Origin of the sequence: Hallella absiana, from assembly GCF_025457485.1 — a bacterium.
Taxonomy (GTDB): Bacteria; Bacteroidota; Bacteroidia; order Bacteroidales; family Bacteroidaceae; genus Prevotella; species Prevotella absiana.
The window spans coordinates 24,780-43,882 of sequence record NZ_JAMXSP010000025.1 but is presented as its reverse complement, the minus strand read 5'-3'; the positions used below and the strand labels follow the sequence as shown (position 1 = coordinate 43,882).

Below are 19,103 nucleotides of genomic sequence, written 5' to 3'. Positions count from 1 at the left end.
TGCTTGTACCGTTCAAGGAGACTCTTGTACTTGTCTTTGCTTGCCATATTCATAATAATTTGTGCGCGCAAAGGTACAGACTTTTAAGCGAGGCTGAAATACGGTAATGCCGAGACGCTTACATTTCACGCTCCCGCTCTCTAAGTCTAATTCACCTATGCGTCAGAACAAAACTCTTAACAAAACATTGTCAACATTTCCAGTCATTCTAGAGAGGAACATGAGTTGAAAATCAGGAAAAACGAGGATGATGACACCAAAAATCGGCCGTTGCAAAGAAAAAACAATGAGTTGACTTGGTCAAAAAGGCCTTTTCATGCGATCAAAAAGGTGAGATGACCGAGTCAAACTACCGAGATGACGAAAAATTCTCTAGAGAATTTTTGGTCAAAGTACCTTTTTGACAAAGAGCAAAAAACGCGGTTTCTCATATCTTATTGTATTTCAGTACTTTATAAAAACATCTCAAAATTCGCAAAAATCGAAGAGAAAGACTGCTTGCTCGATAAAAACGCCTTCTCAGAGCCTGTTTATTGTCAGAAAAGCCAACAAACCTTCTCGGTGTTGCTGGTTGCCGTTGGTGAACCCGACAAGCAATACCGCGGTTGCGTGCAGCCCGTCATGCTGCAACTGCCCCATGACATCATGGACCGGTTGGAAATGAGACAACGGCATACTGCCTTAGCCCTCCCCGTCATCAAAAACGCAGAAAAGGCATAACTTGTTGTTGTTATCGCACACAGCCACTTGATATAGATTAAGAAAGACGGGAAAAAAGATAGTTCTTACAGAAAATATTCGAGGGTACGAAGAATTCGTCGTACCTTTGCAGTGTCAAAAGGTTAATAGATTGTTTAGGTTAGTAATAGATTTAGGTTTTTAGTTATTAGGTTTAAGATTGTAATCAGTAAGGTATTAGTAAAAGGTAAAGAACAAAGATTGTAGGATAACCAAAAAGAGCGAATCGTCGCTCACATTGAAAATTACAAATTTCAGATACGAGACAGCTTGGAAGTGATTCCAGGCTGTCTTTTTTTATAAGTATCCTCCAAGGTTCTTTCGTACTCTATTAAAAACACATCGTTACCACTTTCTACGCGGAGGCTACACAATATCATGGGATGGCCATACGTTAAGTGAGTAAGCAAACGACTTCTGCAAGTTATCCTGTTTGATAAGAAACCCAAAAAGATAGACCAATGAAAAAGAAATCTCTTTTCCTCGCACTCCTGTTATGTGCCGGTATGGGACTGCTCCCAGCCTCAGCACAATACCATTCCAAGGTCTGGGATCCTGACTTGGGCAACGGCATGTACAAGAATCCAGTACTCTTCGCCGACTATAGTGATCCTGATGCCATCGCCGTCGGTGACGACTATTATCTGACGGCGAGCAGTTTTAACTGTATTCCCGGACTGCCCATCCTGCACTCCAAAGACCTCGTCAACTGGGAGATCTTCGGCTATGCGCTCAACCGGCAACAGCCCGACTCGCTTTTCAGTAAGCCGCAGCACGGCAAAGGCGTGTGGGCTCCGGCGATTCGCTATCACAATGGGGAATACTTTATCTATTGGGGAGATCCCGATCAAGGCATCATGCGCGTGAGAGCCCGGCAGCCTCAGGGACCTTGGAGCGAACCGGAATGTGTCATTCCTGGGAAAGGTCTCATCGACTCCTGCCCGCTATGGGACGATGACGGACACTGCTATCTCGTCAATGGGTGGGCCGGAAGCAGAGCCGGATTCAACAGTGTGCTCACCATGTGGGAGCTCTCCGCCGACGGCAGTCACGCCATCAGCGCGCCGCGCATTGTCTACGACGGCTGGCAACACAACCACACCACAGAGGGACCGAAGCTCTATAAACACGACGGCTGGTACTGGATCCTCTGTCCGGCCGGTGGTGTGGAGCACGGTTGGCAAATGGCCATGCGCTCACGGTCGCCTTTCGGACCCTACGAAGCACGCACGGTGATGCACCAGGGACAGACCGACATCAACGGTCCTCACCAGGGCGCATGGGTGCATACGGCACAGGGCGAAGACTGGTTTCTGCATTTCAACGACCGCAATGCCTATGGACGTGTCGTCTATCTGCAGCCCATGGCATGGAAAGGCAGCTGGCCGGTGATCGGCAATGACAAGGACGGCGACGGATGCGGTGAGCCTTACGCCACCTACCGCAAGCCGAAGAGCAACGCCAAGACGCGGGTCAACCCACAAGAGTCCGATGAGTTCAACAATGGGGAACTCGGACTGCAATGGCAGTGGCAGGCCAACTACAACCCGCTGTGGGGTATGCCGACAGCCAACGGAACACTGCGCCTCTACAACGCCGATGAGCAGCCGGGCACCGGTCTGTGGCAGGCAGGCAACCTGCTTTTGCAAAAGCTTCCGGCGCCGAGGCTCACAGCTACGACGAAAGTGCGCATCTCAGCAAAGAGCGACGGGCAGTATGGTGGCGTCGTGGTCATGGGCATGAACTACCAGGCGCTCGTATGCAGACGGCAGGGCAATAAATTCGAATTGCTGCAAATCAACTGCAAGGATGCTGACCGACAGGGAAAAGAAACGGAGAAGGTGCTGACGACCTTGGAGCCTACTGAGGTAGACACCATCCCCTACTCGCCCGCCATCCACGAGGACATCTATCTGCGGATCAGCATCGACAAGGGACAGGCCCGTTTCGCCTACAGCCTCGACAACAAGCACTATCGCGCTGCCGGTGACACCTTCACACTCAGAAAAGGCAAGTGGATCGGTGCCAAGATGGGCTTCGCCAGCATGCGTCCCGGCACCACGGGCAACCGAGGCTGGATGGATGTCGACTGGTTCAGAGTGGAGAGGCTTTAACCCACCATCTTGAACATACTACCCATCGGGCACACGAAACGACAATAAGGTCGCATGACGATGGCAGAGAGAAGGGCAAAGGCCAGCGCAATGGCGATGACGACCCAAGAGGCGGACTCCACCATAAACGCGGAGAACGGCTCGTAGTTGACCCAGTCAAACCACAGCCCTGTCCACAGGCATACCATAAGCGCACCCCACAACACCTTACGGAAAGTGTTGAGACGCCTGATAGTCTTACCACTGATCTTCACCTTGTAGTGAACGGTCTTGCCCATCAGCTCCTGCAAGCTGCCGTAGGGACAGACATGATTGCAGTAGTAGTTTTTCTTGCCGAACATCGGATAGATGAAAGCGATGATGAGCAGTACACAAGGCAACAGCAAGGAAACTACATTCATACCATTGGACATATAGCCAATGATCGCACTATAAGACACCATCGTGCCGCACCAGAAACCCAGCACAACGATGTTGAGCACCTGCTGCGCGATGCGATAGCGCCGGTTCTTGACGAAGAGCGGGATGATGGCAGCCATCAGAGCCACGATGAGTCCGGCTATATTCTTCGCACTGAAGTCGAACTGCATACTCGTCTGAGCCTTTGCACTGGCCTTGTCGGCGTATTGCAGTCCGCGTTGCATATTGGCAATGATGGCTTTGGACGAGTAGGTAGCTCCCGAGACAGCGTCGACTTGCGTAGCTTCGGCTTCCTTCAGGCTCTTGCCTTTCCACGCATTGAACAATGCGCTCGCCCGACCAAAGAACTCAGGAGTCTCACCATTGGGCAATGCCTTCACCTGTGTGACGATTCCCTTCTTATCGACAGAGATCTCCAACGGCACCGCTCCGCCATAGCCCGAGATGTCTTTTCCCAGACTGGTGGTGTTGATGACCATAGTGCCGTCGGGCTCCATACGCAGAGTATCGTTCTTCACAGAGGTCTCGGCCTTTTGCTTGGCACGAAAATCATGTCCCAGCAGCTTGCCGTCACGGCGTAGGGAGACGGCAGCCACCATCAGCAAACAAACAACGAGACTAAGGATTTGTGATAGTTTCTTCTTCATTATTTCTTTCTGTTGAGAGCGCAAAGGTACTCAATAAAAACAGAATTCCGGAAAAAAGAAACATCTTTTAGCAATGCTTCATTGGGTAGTAACCATTCAGCGAATGAAGTCGAGACCTTACTACTTGCTATCTTTTTTTATCAAGAATTTGAGAATTATAGAATATCCGTATATCATTGAGAATTAATAAGAATTGGAGAATATAAGCAGTTTTGCCGCTTATCCTTCTCTAATTCTCATCAAATCCTAATCAAAACGCAGGAAATTCTATAATTCTCAAATTCTTGATAAAAGGAGAACATCAGCATTAAGAATACCATAACGCACCGCTATCCCTTGACAAACTTCATCACGAGACTTTGGCACTTGAGCAAGTAGATACCCGTGGTAAGATGGCCGATGTCTACAGAAAGAATAGGACTGTCGACCGTGCGGGTGGCCAGACAATTACCCATTAAGTCATAAAGAGAGTAGGTGGAGCCCAGCGCCAGACCTTCCACACGCATCTTGGTGGTTTGTACGCCACTGACAGAAAGAATGCGAGCCTCGTCGACACAGTCGCGGCAAGCAAGGTTGATCATCACATCAGCCAACCGCCCCCGCATGACCGTATTGTCGTTCCACCGCAGCGACATCATATTACCCTCCATCTCTATGGACGTCACATGCTTGCTCACCTCGAAGCCGTTGACCCTCACAAATGGTCTTTTCGCTTCGAGACTACCCACTGCCATCAACAAGCAGACGACAGCGACAGCAATTCTCCTAATGATGTCCATAGGCTTAATTCTAAGAGATGTTCATATCAACTGCAAATATAGCCGTTTTCCCGATTCGTTGTTATTTCGACCTAAAGAAATTAATAATTATTAAGTGACAAGTTGCTCAACATTCAACATTGAGCAACTCATCATTCAACATTGTTATCGCTCCTTCTTGCTTGGTTCCGTCCATAAGTATTCTCAGAGGACGCTTGAAGCGGACGTGACGCACATACTGTGTTTCCTCCACGGCAGGCATGGCATCGAGAAGATCCTTGCGCACCATCCCACCTTGATCCGCACTCTGGTTGGTGTCGATCGTGAAATAGCCCACGCCAAACGAGGTGAGATTCTGGAAGAAATGAGTACCCTGGCTGGGATCCACACGATAGTTTTTCAGTGCCACCTCCACGATCACCTTGGCCGCAGAGATATGCGGCCACTTCACAGGCACGCCGAGCCACGGGTCGCTGGAGCCCCACCGTCCGGGACCAATAAGCACATAGCCACGCCCCTCATCGATCATCTGCCGGTTGATATGCTCTATTTCAGAGGCCACAGCCGGATTGTTCATCGCCGTGAAGTGGTCGTCGTATTTCACATAGACCACGTCGGTCACATCGTCAACGATGCCATGACCCAAGGAGCGGTGACTGCGCAACAGACATTCATCATCGGGCAATGCCGCCACGTCCTCCACGAGTGTCTGCTTGCTGTCAACAATCGGACGGATCTGCAAGAGATAGAAGTCGCCCGTGCGGTCAGCGTTGAGGTTACAGGCAAACTCTATTTCCACTGGGCGCCGCATGGCCTCAGCACCATACTTCATCGACATCTGCATGATCTCAGGCAGAGGAAACACATCCTGCTGGAGCACGCCACAGAACGAGATCACCTTGCGGCCACCCTCATAGACACCGTCGCGGATGATCTGGTCATAAGGATCGTAGGTCGACGCGATATATTGCAGCGTACCGTCCTTCTCGGCTTCCTTGACACGCAGGTTGAGGATATTGAATCCGTCGTCCACCTTGAAGTCACTGCCCACATCGCGCTTCATGTCGAGAGCATAGAAGCGTGTCTGGGTCTCGCGCAGTGCCGTCTCCATCTCAGAGAGCTGCATGACCTGATGGGGATGCCAAGGCGAGACGCGCAAAGTCTGCCCGCCGTCGACGATATACTTGCCCAGTCCGAGTGCCAGCGAAGCAATGCCTTCCTCTGCTTTTTCCTCACCCACGGGATAGTAGTTGAGCGAGCGCAGCACACCCGACATGGTCGGATAGTAGCGGTCGCCATGGTTTTGTCCGACCACTTCCTGCAACACGACAGCCATCTTCTCCTGGTCGATGACATTGGATGTCGCCGTCATGTAAGCCTTGGAGTCGCGGTAATAGACCGAAGCATAGACGCTCTTGATAGCCGCGGCGAGCATACGCAGCATCTCGTACTTGTCGTCGAGGTTGGGAATCATATACGTAGAATAGATACCGGCGAAAGGCTGGTAGTGGCTGTCCTCAAGCAACGAGCTGGAACGTATGGCGATGGGACTGTGCGTAGCCTCAAAGAAGGTGAAGAAGTCGGCAATATAACTGTCGGGCAACTGCGCCTCCAGGAAGTGCTGAAGGATGACTTCGTCAGGCGCATCACTAAGCGCAATGTCATAGAGATTGTTCTGCTCCATAAACTGATCGAAGACATCGGTGCAGAGTACCACCGTCTTGGGTATCTGCACGGTAGCACCACTGAAGCGGTTGAAGTCGGGATGCGTCTTGATGATGTTGTCGAGAAAAGCCAGACCACGTCCTTTGCCACCAAGCGAACCGTCGCCGATACGCGCGAAGTGGGCGTAGCGGTCGAACTTGCCACGGTCGAAGACTGCCACGACACCGAGGTTTTTCATGTGACGATACTGCACGATGGCATCGAAAATGATCTGTCGGTGGGCATCCACATCCTGGAGCTTATGCCACGTGACATGCTTGAGGAAGTTGCTCACGGGGAAGATGGCACGGGCACAGAGCCAGCGACTCATGTGGTTGCGCGAGATATGGTAAAGCATGGAGTCGCGCGGTATCTTGAAGATATTGTCCTGCAACTCCTTTAGGGTATGGATGCGCATAATCTCCTGGTGGGTCTTCGGATCGCGGAAGATGAAGTCGCCAAAGCCCATGTGTTCCTCCATGAGGTGGCGCAAGTCCACGCTGAGCATCTTGGAATTCTTGTCGACGAACTTAAAGCCTTCTCTTTCGGCCCGCTCACGGTTGGCCGACTCGGCGCTCTCCATGATAAGCGGCACATACTCGTCCTCGCGTCGGATGGCCTCCAAGAGCTTGAAACCAGCCTCAGGATCTTTCTCCTCCTTGTTGCCGCCCATGGCTCCCTGATGTTCGGGATGGGCATGGATGGGAAAGCGCACGTCGCTGATAACACCCAAGCAGTTGTCCTTGTATTTCTCATAGAGCTGCATGGCCTCATCGTAGGTACGGGCCAGCAACACCTTTGGACGACCACGCATACGCAGTGTGGCGGCATGACGGTTGAGCGCCTCGGTAGCGAAATTCTGACTCTGTTGCAGGATATAGTTATAGAGATTGGGCAGGATGCTGGAGTAGAACCGTATGGAATCCTCCACAAGCAGGATCATCTGCACGCCGGCAGCTTGAATATCGTGATCGATATTCATGCGGTCCTCAATGAGCTTGACAATGGAGAGAATAAGGTTGGTGTTGCCCAGCCAGCAGAAGACATAGTCGAAGATACTCAGATCCTCGTTCTCCATACGTTTACTGATGCCGTGGGAGAAAGGTGTGAGCACCACGCAGTGGATGTCGGGGAACTTCTGCTTGATGCTTCGTGCCACGGTGAAAGCATCGTTGTCGGCGTTGCCGGGCATACAGATGACAAGGTCGATCTTTGTGGAACTGAGTATTTTCTCAGCTTCCTCAATGGTCGACACCTGGGTGAAGGTGGGCGGATAGCGCAGTCCGAGCTGCGCATACTCGTTATAGATCTTTTCCTCCACACGCCCATCGTCTTCAAGCATGAAGGCGTCGTAGGGGTTGGCAACGATGAGCACATTATATATATGTCGCATCATCAGGTTGACAAAGGTCACATCCTTAAGGATGAACCGTGTCCACTCCTGTGGTATCTGTGTTGGCATAAGCTTTCGGTCTTTAGTCTACTGCAAACTTACGCAATTTTTCCGAGAAGAAGAAAAAATCGCAAGTACAAAATGTTTTATTCGTTATTCTTCTTCGCCATCAAGTACGTTGCAAAGATCTTTGCGGCACACTCTACCTTTGCCGCGCACGGACGGGTCTTGTAATACTCGGCGGTACGGGGAGAGGCTACATAACTGGTCATCGCCTTATCATGGCCTTTCAGTCCTAACAGCTCAGCGCAGATAACAGATCCGTTCTGCTCCTTGAACTCCGCCAACAACTGCTGTACCACTTGATAGCAATGTGACTTGCCCATGCGGTCGCTGCCCTCTGTCTGGCCGCAGTCCAGTCCAACCAGCATGACAATTCCCGACACAGCCCCGCACATCATTCGCAACCGCCCTACTCCACCGCCAAAACCGGCAGCCACACGCTTGGCCATCGTGTCGTCCAAGCCATAGAGGTCAGCAAAAGCAGCCACCACGCTCTGACAACAGCCATAGCCCTGCATGAAGTTATCTACCGCACGCTGCACACGAGCGTTCATTTCCTGTTCATCAATTTTCTTCTCCATACTGCGTATCTCTTACGTTGTTTTTATTTACAAAGTTACAATACTTCTACGATAACGACAGCAGCTTTAACCAGAGTTAACGCAAAATAGCAGCAACATAACTGCTCAGCTTAAAAGCCGGATATACCATCTAACAGACATAGACAGCAGTATCCTAAAAAATAAGGATTGCAAAGAAAAAAGAAAAGCCGTAACTTTGTACTACGAAAATAAACAGGGAGGCATTCCTGTCAACGAACTGCCTTCCCGTTAACACACCTTATCCAATGGACAAAGAATTGATAGAAAAGTACAACGTGTCTGTACCACGCTACACGAGTTATCCGCCCGCCAACTATTTCACGACTTTTGACCAGGAAATGTATTTGGAGGCAATAGCAGAAAGCAACCGGGCCCGACAGAACAACATTTCATTCTACATCCACATGCCATTCTGCCGACAGCTGTGCCACTATTGCGGCTGCAACTCGTATCCCATGCAGCGAGATGAGCAGGTGAAGACATATATCGAAGCCCTGCATCACGAGATAGACCTTGTGGCCACACATATCGACAGCCACCGCAAGATCTCACAGATACACTATGGTGGCGGAAGTCCTACTGCCATGCCGGTGAAAGTGTTGCACGAGCTGAACGACCATTTACTTTCCCTGTTCCCCACAATAGACAAACCCGAGATTGCCATCGAATGCCATCCTGGTTACCTGTCGCACCGGGACTGGGAAGGACTGGTAAAGGCTGGCTTCAACCGCTTCAGCCTGGGCATACAAGACTTCGATGAGACGGTGCTGAAAGTGGTCAACCGGGTGCCTGCCATGCTGCCGATAGAAGAGATTATGGCTATCCTGCGGGAAGCCGGTGCCAACATCAACATGGACTTCCTCTTCGGTCTGCCCCGGCAAACCCCAGACAGTTTCAACCAGTCCATCGAACGGGCTGCAGCACTTCGTCCTGACCGTGTAACGACATTCAGCTACGGACATTGTCCCTGGATCTTCAAGCGTCAGCTCATTCTCGAAAAGGCTGGACTGCCCACACCGGAAGACAAGGCACTCATGTTCCAAAACGCTAAGCAGACTTTGCATGAGGCAGGATATGTCAGTGTAGGACTTGACCACTTCGTGCTCCCGGGCGACGAACTGGCCACAGCACTCACGGCTCATCAACTGCATCGCAACTTTCAAGGATACTGCACTCGCCGCACCACAGGTCAGGTCTACGCCTTCGGTGTCACAGGCATCAGCCAACTCGACACGGCCTACGCCCAAAACACGAAATCGATCGAGGAGTATGTGTCGACCATAGCTCAAGGACGGCTACCCGTAAGCAGGGGCTACAGGCTGTCGCATCAGGAGCGTGTGGTGCGCGAGGTCATCGAGATGCTGATGTGCAACTATCGCATTGATTGGAACGTGCTTGCCGCAGAGCTAAAGATGAATGCTGAAGAGATAAAGCAAGCCGTACGCTACGACGAGGCAATACTGGCTGACATGCAGGCCGACGGCGTGCTACACTACACTGCCGACAGCATCGTCATGACCGGCGAGGGCAATCCTTTCGTGCGCAACGTGGCGGCAGCTCTCGACCCGCTGATGTCACACACTACAAAGAAATTCTCAAAACCAATATAGTATGCAACGAAATCGAGAGGTCATCGTCATTGGCGGTGGACTGACGGGACTGACCTGTGCCTGGCAACTAAAGAAGAATGGGCACGACGTGGAGATTCTGGAACGCGACAACCGCATTGGCGGACTCATGCAGACGGTAGAGGCCGACGGCTTCATCATGGAACAGGGGCCAAGTACGGGCACAGTGAAATATCCAGAGGTGGCCGAACTGTTCGACGACCTCCGCGGTCACTGCGAGATGGAAGAAGCAGCCGAGGCAAGCAAGTGCCGCCTTATCTGGAAGGGCTCTCGCTTCCACGCACTGCCGGCCGGCCCGCTGAGCGCACTGACGACACCTTTGTTCACAATGTCAGACAAGCTACGCATTCTCTTCGAACCGTTTCGCAAACGAGGCTCCAACCCCAACGAGACCGTAGGAGAACTGGCCGAACGACGCCTCGGGAAGTCGTTTGTTGACTATGCCGTAGACCCTTTTCTATCGGGAGTGTATGCCGGAGATCCCTACCGGTTGCCTACCCGACTGGCCCTGCCGAAACTCTATCAGCTCGAACAACGCTATGGCAGTTTCATACGGGGCTCGCTGGCTCTGGCCCGCAAACCAAAGACTGCCAGGGAGCGACGCGCCACCAAGGCCGTGTTCTCGGTGAAAGGAGGTTTCGGTCAACTCATAGAAGCTTTAGGAACGTGCATCGGCACCGAACGTATCACCCTTGGATGCCACAACATACGTGTGGAGCCGATGGCAGGCAGATGGAAGGTCAGCTGGGGAACAAACGAGATCATTGCCAACCATGTGGTGACAACATGTCCTGCCTATGCGCTTCCGTCGCTACTGTCCTTTCTCCCGGACAAGCAGCTGAAGACACTCTCCAATCTCTACTACGCACCGGTAGTAGAAATCGCAGTAGGACTCCGCGACACCGGCGGCGTACAATGGAATGCCTTTGGCGGTTTGATACCTTCGTTGGAGCACAAAGATCTGCTCGGCATCCTCATGCCGTCGGCCTGCTTTACCGGCCGTGCACCACAGGGAGGCTCTCTTTTCGCTTGTTTCTTAGGGGGCGTTCGCCATCCGGAAATCATACAGAAGACCGATGAGGAACTGACCGAGATTGCCAATAAAGCCCTCCATGACATGCTGAAATTCCCAAAAGGCAAACAAGCAGACCTCATCCGCATCTTCCGACATCCGCATGCCATCCCCCAATACATGGAAAATACCGACGACCGTCTGACCGCCATTGATACTGTTCAAGCACAATATCCCACACTGCATATCGCCGGCAATATCAAGGATGGCATCGGCATGGGCGACAGAATCAAGCAAGCGGTCGATGTTGCCAACGCCATCTGCCAGAAATAGCATGAAGAAAAAGATACTGATAACAGCACCCGAAGGGTATGCCCGCCGCTTTCGCGACGCACTGCTGACCGTGTCGGGGCCGACGGGGTCAAGTTTCTCCCCTGTCTCCGCGTCCCTGATAAAGACAGAACTTGACACGGCAGCCGAGGCACACAAGAGTTTGCCGACCATAGGCGATGACGACATAGTGGTCTTTACGAGCAGAAAAGCTATAGAAGCCACTGCGCTGTGGCGCCAAAGGCAGGGCCTCGTACTCCCGCCGGCTGCCACATACGTAGCCATCGGCAAAGACGCGTCATGGATGTCAGCGTTGTTGAGCCTGCCACAAGGACTCTCAGGCTGTGAGCCGAGTCTGATGGGTATCGTTAAGGCACTGGGAGAGAGGCCCGATGCCGACAAGAAGCGGGTGTGGGTTCTTGGCCCCCGCGTAGTAGGGATGCGCGAGCCCCCTACCGTACCCGACTTTCTTACGGCCTTAGGCAACCGTGTCGGCGAAGTGTGCTACGTGCCGGCCTATACCACACGCCCTGCCGACAGCGCAACACGGCATACCGCGTACACGCTGATCCAGCAGGGCATAGACTGTGTGGCACTAACCAGTGGTGGCGAGGCCCAGGTGCTCAGAAAAGTTGTAGAGACCTCACCCGAAGGCATGGCTCTTATTAGCTCCACGCCAATAGCCTGCTTCGGTCCCTACACAGCCAAGTGTGCGAAAAGCGAAGGACTACCGGTCGATATCATCTCCGACCGTTATCACTCATTCACAGAGTTTGCCGCATATCTGAAAGACCATCTTTCTTGGGTCTGAACAGTATCAGAACATAGAAGAAACTAAGCAAGGCGATAGCGGTCTCGGTCACGTACACTCCCTGATAGTCGAAATATTTGCCGATACTGCCAGAAGCAACAGCAATGAGCAGTCCGCTGAGATGGGTGATAACCACCTGTATAGTGAAGTCGGTGCCCTCACGTCCCGGGCGTACCATCTGCATGGCAGAGGTATAGACCACCACCGTGGCCAGTCCGTAACAGGCCTTGACATAAAGCATACCGATGACATATACTACGATATTAAACGGCAGAAAACTGGTGACAAGAAAGTAGAGAGGGCCAAAGACAATGAGGGCCGCAATCGTCAGACGCACTTTTGCAATCCCTACCCTGCGCACCAACACGCCGGAGAACCAGGCCATGACAAAAGAAACCGAAGTGCCCAGAATGCCCGTGAGGAAACCGATCTCCTTCATATCGTAGCCCTGGTCAACAAGAAAGGGACGGACAGTAGAGAGTATGCCGATGATTCCCATATAGAAAAGCAGAAGAAAGCCTAGTTGCGGCAGAATGCTGCGACGGGAGAAAAACCATATAAAGTCCGAAGGACGTGCACGCTCCTTGGTCTTTTGTCCTTCCTCTATCCTGATATGCTTGTTGAGCACCAACGGGATGAGCATACAGACAACAAACATGCCCAGACAGGGCACCACCACATGCCAGCCATAATGGTGCAGCACCATCAGCAGCAGACCGCCACCAACCAGCGTGCCGCCAAAGCTTCCCATCGACTGCATACTGTTGACCAAGCTCTGATCCCGTCTTTTGAATGAGAGGATAGCCAGTGCGTCGGTAGCAATGTCTTGCGTGGCCGACGCCATCATAGAGATGAAGACGAGAACAAGGACGAGCATCAGATTTGTCTTCACATCGAAAAAGCCTGCGCAGACCAGCGCGAGGGCATATACCAGTTCGGTGGAGATGATGGTCTTCTTGTAGTCGGCCACCGTCAGACAGTGACGGTCGATATAGGGCGACCATAGAAACTTGAGCAGCCAGGGCAGCCTCACTAAGTGGAGCAGGCCGATGGTCTGCAGATCATAATGCCCTTGCCGCATGGTGACTTGCAAAGTTGTCATGAGGAACGACTGTGGTACGAACTGGGAAATATACAGACACAGGAACGTAGAGAGATTGAGCGTTCTGGCATCAGATCCTTTGGCCGGTGCCATCGTACAGACAGTTTGGTCTTCTATATGTTTCATGTGAGATAAGCGAAGAAAAGTCTGTGTTTGATTAGAAATTGACGCTGACCGACGTGCCGAAAGTCAGTGGCTTACCCTTTTGAGCATAGTTGCCCTTTGAAGACTTGAAGCCGTAGGCCATATAACGGGTATCGGTGAGGTTTTTCCCCCAGAAGTCCCAAGTGACGATACCCTTTGTGAGACTCACCTTAGCATTGACCGTGGCGTAGAAGTTCTGGCTCACCACATTGTCGTCGGCCCAGTAGATGCGTCCCAATCCCGTCATGCCGGCACTGATTGTCACTCTGTCGAGACATCCAGCCGGCTCCAGTGTATAACTGCCATTTGCGGCCAGTGTGTGGCTGGGCACCATGGGCAGCCGGTTGCCGGTGTAGTCTTGCTTCTCACTTTTCTTATAGTCGAGGTATGTGGCGTAGGTGTAGCCATAGTTCAGGTTGAACAGCAATCCCTTCAGCGGCCGATAGGCCACCGCCAGTTCCGCGCCCTTGCTGTTGGCATGCGCCGCGTTGGTGATGAGGTTGCCCTGTCCCAGAATGGTATAGGTAGCCTGCATGTCACGCCAGTCGATATAGAAGATGTCAAACTCAGCCGTCAGCCGTCCATTGAGAAAAACGGTACGTGCGCCAACCTCATAGTTCCAGCTGTACTCCGGATCATAGGAACGCTCATTAGCTTCCTTGGCACTCTCGTTGAATCCACCGGGCTTGTAGCCGCGTGTGATGCTTGCATAGTAGAGAAAGCGATGGGTTGTGAGGTATTGCAAGGTGAATTTCGGGGTGAACTGCCGGAAGTTGGCGGTGCTGTGAAAATCGAGCATCGGTGAGGAAGCACCTGTGCCGAGGTTGAGTTTCTCGCGGTGATAGTCCGACTTGGAGTGTTCATAATCAAAACGCACGCCGGCAGTGGCCGACAGTCCCCGCCAAATGTTATAAGAGCTCTGGTGGTAGAATGCCAGCGATGATTTGGGATTGACATTGTCGGTGGGAGTGGCGGTGCCGGCCGAGAAGGCATTGTTCTGTATGAACTGGTCGACCTGCATCGTCATGCCAAAAAGGCCAGTGATCCACTGGTAACGGGAGTCGTTGTTAGACTTCAATGTGAACTCCTGCGAATACATGCGCTCGTGATAGTTGTTCTCGACAAATGACTTATCCTCGATGGTGAAGTCCTGATCGATAGCCTGGTGCGACTTGATATATTGGAAACAGCTTTGGCTGTTGAAGCTGATACGGTCGTTGGTGTAGCGCGCGTTGAATCCCGTGGAAGAGATGAGTCGCCGGAAGAGGCTGTAACGGTTGTAGTTGATATCCTCCAGTCTGTTTCTCTCCACGTTGTAAGGAGCGTATGGGTATCCGCCCTGATCGCTATACGACAGCGTACTGTTCAGTCGGAGGTACCAACGGTCAGTCGGTTTCCAGTAAAGGCCGATGCGTCCTTCTCCCTCGTCTATGTCGTCAGCCTTATCTTTAAGGTATGCGTTGTAGAACATGCCGTCGTTGTGATGGTACGATCCAGCTACGCTGAAGCCGAAATGAGGATTCAATTTCGTATAGTTGGACATCTGCGCGGTCACGTCGTTGTACTTGCCGTATCCCACTTTGACGCGTGTGTTCTGGTATTCGAGTGGATTGTGGGTATATACGTTGATGATGCCGGCTATGGCGTTGCGTCCGTAGAGTGTGCCTTGAGGGCCGCGGAGCACGTCAATGGCGGCAATGTCGCTCAGGTCTATATCGAAAGCTGACGACTCATAGTGCGGCACGCCATCCACATAGAAGCCTACAGCAGAGCCTTTTGACTTGGCACCGATGCCTCGGATATAGACAGGTGTGTTGGCACGCGAGCCATAATCGGGCATAAAGAAGTTGGGCACGACAGCCGACAGTTCCTTGATACTGACCACCTGCTGGTCTTGCAGCAGCCGGCTGTCAACGCGCGACATGGCTGTCGTCGTGAGGTTTCTGCGGTTTTGCTTGTAATCTGTGACCACTACCTCGCCCAGATCCACCTTTTTATATGTAGTGGTGTCTACCGGCGTGTCGGGTGTAGCATTTAGTGAAAGTGATAATAAAAGTATCTCGTTGAACATCGTGTATGGTTTTGTTAGTTCATTTCGTTGTGTGGCTGCAAAGATACTTGAAAGATATTTCCCATACAATCCTAATTTATAAGGAAATTGCAAGACAGTCAGTATGAAAATCCTTATAAGTGAGGATTGTATGTCTCCAGGGAAGTCATTATTTTTGTGGTTCGATGGAAAAACTAAGAAATACACTATTGCTCGACACGCTTTGCGGTCGGGAGGTGTCGCGTCCGCCCGTGTGGCTCATGCGACAAGCAGGACGTGTGCTGCCCCGCTACCGGGAGCTTTCAGCCCAGTACGGATTTAAGAAACTCATGGCTAATGCCGACTTGGCCGCCACGGTGACACTACTGCCCGTAGACACGTGGGGAGTGGATGCTGCTATTCTTTTCAGCGACATACTGATAGTCCCCATGGCAATGGGCTTGCAAGTAGAATGGACGAGACAAGGGCCACAGATGCCTCGCCCATTGCTAAGCTACGACGACCCTTGCAGCAGGTTAAAAACCGACACCTCTATATTGGAGCAGTCGTTCCGCACCATAGACAGCTTCCAGAAAAAGCGGCACGGGGTGGTGCCCCTCATCGGTTTCTGCGGAGGTCCGCTCACCTGCCTTTGCTACATGCTTCAGGGTAATGGCAGCAAAGACGGATTTACGGAGGCCGTGAAATATTTCTATACCCATCGCCGGACTACCGAGCTCCTTGTGGATGCTTTCACCGAGATGAGCATCATCTACGCCACAGGTCAGGTTCAGCATGGCATAGAAGTCTTCCAACTCTTCGAGTCTTTTGCCGGAGTAGTGCCCGACAATCTCTATCGCGAACTCTTCCTTCCCTCGGTCAGACGTATTCTGTCGGCTGTCCGCTCATTAGGAGTGCCCACCATTTTCTTTCCCAAAGGCATTGGTGCCGGTCTGCCGATGATCACTCCCGATGTCTGCGATACCGTCAGCATAGACTGGCAGACATCCCTCGACGAGGCCTGCTCCCTGCTCCATCCCTCCATGGGCTTGCAGGGCAACATGGATCCACGTCTGCTGCACGCGTCCAAACCTGTCATAGCCCGTCACCTCGAACAATACATTTCCTTTTTCCGCCGGCATCCACGCTGGATATTCAATCTCGGACATGGACTGACAAAGGACATTCCAGCGGAGAACGTGGCGTTTGTCGTCAATTGGGTCAAACAGGCCCATTGGTGACAAACCGCCATGCGGCTTTGGCATCACATGATGCTTCTGGATGCTTACTCATAAATATCTCCTGCTCCTCTTATGTCGTTTTTGATTACAAAGTTGCGATACTTCAATGGTTATAGCCTGTGACCTGACCACCGTTAACGTTTCAAAATACAGACAGCGTGATTTCGCGATTATCCGTGGCGGTCGCTACGGTTATCTGTGGCGGTCGCTCTGCATATCCTCGGCATTCGCCACGTATAACCAAAACGACCGTCACGGATAATAAGAGAAGCCTTCTCGCGTCAACAAGTCTCTTTTTTAAGCATATCACTTTTGTTTCTCACCAAGTTTGATTATCTTTGCGCCAAATAATCGTCAAAGATACAAATGGAAATCAATTACGAGATACACACTATTGCCAACTCCCAAGGTACCGGCCAGGAAAGAGCTTACATACAACTAAGAAGCAAGGCGGCAATGACTGCCGAGCAACTGGAGAAAGAGATCCAAAGCCCTTGCCCAGCATCGTTACATCACGCGCCAGACGATGTGCACCCTGTTCGGCCTGAGCGAGTACAAAACCAAGTAATGGATAACGCAGTTTCTGGGGGGAAGGCAGACTCGTCAAGGAGGGTACTGAGCGTCATCCGCTGTACCTCCCCGCATAATTAAGGAAGAGCAAAATGGCATCACGCAATGAATATTCAGATTGCCGGAAAACGATTATCATCCGCTATGTACTCGCCCTCGCAGTCATCTCGGTAATGGGAGTCGCCGCCACGTCGCTTCAAGACCGCGCGGTGATCTATCCGTCTGCCGCAGCGCTGGCATTAGGGTTGATCGTCAAGAAACAGCGTCCTTGGCACGTGTCGCTTTGGCTGATACCAGGGCTGCTGGCCTTGTCGGCTCTCATGGGCACATTGCTATTCACATGGCTGAGCGCCTACCCCGTCACTGTGCTCTCGCTGGGTTTTCTCTTCACCGGTGCGCTTTTGCTATTGACCCGTGCCACGCTATTTCCCAGTCTTGCCACTTGTCTGTTGCCCATCGTACTGCACACCACGTCGTGGAGCTACCCCTTGAGCGTGCTGATGCTGTCGCTTGTCGTCACACTGCTCTCTTCCCTCATAAACCGTGAAAAATGGAGATTTCCTTCGGCACCCCTACCTTCTTCCCGCCACAGTTTCTCCATCGCCCGCGCACGTCACTGGCTGCTGATGTGGATGGGAACGTTGCCGCTGCTGGCCTTGGCAGAATCTCTCCACAAGAGCGCGCTCATCGCTCCTCCCCTACTCGTTGTCTTCGTCTCGCTCTGTCAGCCCGGTGACCGCCTGCACCGCCATCCCCGTCGTGTGCTCACCACCATCATTCTCTCAGCATGCTGTGGTGTTTTTGGTCGCATAGTTCTGTCCGACTATGCGGGTCTGCCGCTCTTCATTGTCTTACCGCTGACACTACTGCTGTCACTCTTTGTCATGAGCCGCCTGCATATTATCATGCCACCCATCGCCGCCATCAGCCTGCTGCCTTTTGTCATACCCGGCAACGTGCTGCTTTTTCCCGTCTTTGCCTCGACCGGCGCCGCTTACCTGCTGATCTGCGCAAGAACCGATGTCAGGCACTTCCTCGTGCACCGCATGGCACTGCTGTGGCAAAGAACACCATTCAGATAAAGATCTCCATTTCATATCAAGCATTTGAAAAGATGGGCGAACAAGAATGAATTGTTGTGATGAAAAAAAAGATGAACAAGAATGTGATGCATTGAAAAATATTTCTTATCTTTGCAACAACTATATAATATAAGGAGAACGCTTATGCCGCAACAAGTTATAAAATTCAATCAAGCTCAGCGCGACGTACTAAACGTTGTGTCCTTGCTCAAATCCGACGAAGACGTCAAGGCCTTGCGCAAAGTTCTGATCGATTTCGTCAACAATCGCCTACAACAGGAATTGGACAAATTATGGGATTCCGACGAATGGAGCGAGGAGAAACTTCAGCAGATGAGCAAAGAAAATCTACGAACTCATTACGAAGAACCATGAGCCAAAGAAATATTGTTCTGGATACAAATTGCTACAAGAACAACTACTAAACAAACTTCTCCCCTAATGCTTATTGATACAAAGACAAAGTCTCATGTAACTCTCGCAGGAGAGTCATGCAGTCAAGAATGAACTCACTTCGCTTCTCTCTGCTTTCTTTTCTCTTCCTTCTTGTCCTGAATGTGGAAGTATAGTGTCCAAGCTCCTATCATCGCCAACACGGCAAGCAAAAATAAATCAGTCCCTACCATAATATTCTACTTTTCATTCTACGTTTTCCTTTTGTTATTCATATTGCAAAGATAAGGAAATATCAGTTACCAAGCAACATAATTACGGT

16 protein-coding genes are annotated in these 19,103 nt (G+C 51.5%); 10 read left to right on the top strand and 6 right to left on the bottom strand.

The genetic code is table 11. The features are described 5' to 3' along the window. The first annotated feature begins 357 nt into the window (after positions 1–357). Both NG346_RS11390 and NG346_RS11385 read left to right on the top strand, forming a co-directional pair. Complete coding sequence (locus tag NG346_RS11390; RefSeq protein WP_262288757.1) at positions 358–720, top strand: hypothetical protein; 363 nt, start codon at positions 358–360, stop codon at positions 718–720. 479 nt (positions 721–1,199) lie between these two features. After that, a complete protein-coding gene (locus NG346_RS11385) occupies positions 1,200–2,852 on the top strand; it encodes a glycoside hydrolase family 43 protein (RefSeq protein WP_262278903.1) in 1,653 nt (550 codons plus the stop codon). On the opposite strand, the gene NG346_RS11380 is transcribed toward NG346_RS11385, so the two are convergent. The 4 genes from NG346_RS11380 to NG346_RS11365 form a co-directional block, all read right to left on the bottom strand. After that, complete coding sequence (locus NG346_RS11380) at positions 2,849–3,919, bottom strand: FMN-binding protein (protein WP_262278904.1); 1,071 nt, start codon at positions 3,917–3,919, stop codon at positions 2,849–2,851. The genes NG346_RS11385 and NG346_RS11380 overlap by 4 nt on opposite strands. Positions 3,920–4,248: 329 nt before the next feature. After that, entirely contained in the window at positions 4,249–4,698 is a 450-nt protein-coding gene (locus NG346_RS11375) for a T9SS type A sorting domain-containing protein (protein WP_262288756.1), read from the bottom strand. A gap of 106 nt (positions 4,699–4,804) precedes the next feature. Next, complete coding sequence (locus tag NG346_RS11370) at positions 4,805–7,843, bottom strand: PEP/pyruvate-binding domain-containing protein (RefSeq protein ID WP_262288755.1); 3,039 nt, start codon at positions 7,841–7,843, stop codon at positions 4,805–4,807. Positions 7,844–7,920: 77 nt separating this feature from the next. Continuing rightward, entirely contained in the window at positions 7,921–8,391 is a 471-nt protein-coding gene (locus tag NG346_RS11365; protein ID WP_262278938.1) for a C-GCAxxG-C-C family protein, read from the bottom strand. A 293-nt stretch (positions 8,392–8,684) separates the two neighbouring features. Between NG346_RS11365 and hemN the strand changes: the two genes are divergently transcribed. The 3 genes from hemN to NG346_RS11350 are packed head-to-tail and all read left to right on the top strand — an operon-like array spanning position 8,685 to position 12,220. Then, positions 8,685–10,049 (top strand): oxygen-independent coproporphyrinogen III oxidase, encoded by a 1,365-nt coding sequence (gene hemN, locus NG346_RS11360; protein WP_262278907.1) that lies wholly within the window; start codon positions 8,685–8,687, stop codon positions 10,047–10,049. Between the two features lies 1 nt (position 10,050). Continuing rightward, a complete protein-coding gene (gene hemG / locus NG346_RS11355) occupies positions 10,051–11,412 on the top strand; it encodes a protoporphyrinogen oxidase (RefSeq protein WP_262278908.1) in 1,362 nt (453 codons plus the stop codon). Position 11,413: 1 nt separating this feature from the next. Then, complete coding sequence (locus NG346_RS11350) at positions 11,414–12,220, top strand: uroporphyrinogen-III synthase (RefSeq protein WP_262278909.1); 807 nt, start codon at positions 11,414–11,416, stop codon at positions 12,218–12,220. Here NG346_RS11350 and NG346_RS11345 read toward each other — a convergent pair. Then, positions 12,174–13,448 carry an MFS transporter gene (locus NG346_RS11345; protein WP_235899276.1) on the bottom strand — a complete coding sequence of 425 codons (1,275 nt, stop codon included), beginning with the start codon at positions 13,446–13,448 and terminating at the stop codon, positions 12,174–12,176. The two genes, NG346_RS11350 and NG346_RS11345, sit on opposite strands and share 47 nt — an antisense overlap. Before the next feature lie 31 nt (positions 13,449–13,479). Next, positions 13,480–15,537: a TonB-dependent receptor gene (locus tag NG346_RS11340; RefSeq protein ID WP_262278910.1), complete on the bottom strand. Its 2,058-nt coding sequence runs from the start codon at positions 15,535–15,537 to the stop codon at positions 13,480–13,482. 164 nt (positions 15,538–15,701) lie between these two features. On the opposite strand from NG346_RS11340, the gene hemE reads away from it, so the two are divergent. The 5 genes from hemE to NG346_RS11320 all read left to right on the top strand — a co-directional run bounded on the left by hemE (position 15,702) and on the right by NG346_RS11320 (position 18,763). Then, positions 15,702–16,736: a uroporphyrinogen decarboxylase gene (gene hemE, locus NG346_RS11335; RefSeq protein WP_154534043.1), complete on the top strand. Its 1,035-nt coding sequence runs from the start codon at positions 15,702–15,704 to the stop codon at positions 16,734–16,736. Positions 16,737–16,842: 106 nt separating this feature from the next. Continuing rightward, a complete protein-coding gene (locus tag NG346_RS11330; protein ID WP_154534042.1) occupies positions 16,843–16,998 on the top strand; it encodes a hypothetical protein in 156 nt (51 codons plus the stop codon). A 104-nt stretch (positions 16,999–17,102) separates the two neighbouring features. Then, a complete protein-coding gene (locus NG346_RS14640; protein ID WP_396266821.1) occupies positions 17,103–17,387 on the top strand; it encodes an HU family DNA-binding protein in 285 nt (94 codons plus the stop codon). Positions 17,388–17,398: 11 nt separating this feature from the next. Next, complete coding sequence (locus NG346_RS11325) at positions 17,399–18,388, top strand: hypothetical protein (protein WP_262278911.1); 990 nt, start codon at positions 17,399–17,401, stop codon at positions 18,386–18,388. Positions 18,389–18,532: 144 nt separating this feature from the next. Beyond that, the gene (locus NG346_RS11320) at positions 18,533–18,763 is read left to right on the top strand and encodes a hypothetical protein (RefSeq protein WP_262278912.1); all 231 of its coding nucleotides are present in this window, start codon (positions 18,533–18,535) and stop codon (positions 18,761–18,763) included. The last annotated feature ends 340 nt before the right edge of the window (positions 18,764–19,103 follow it).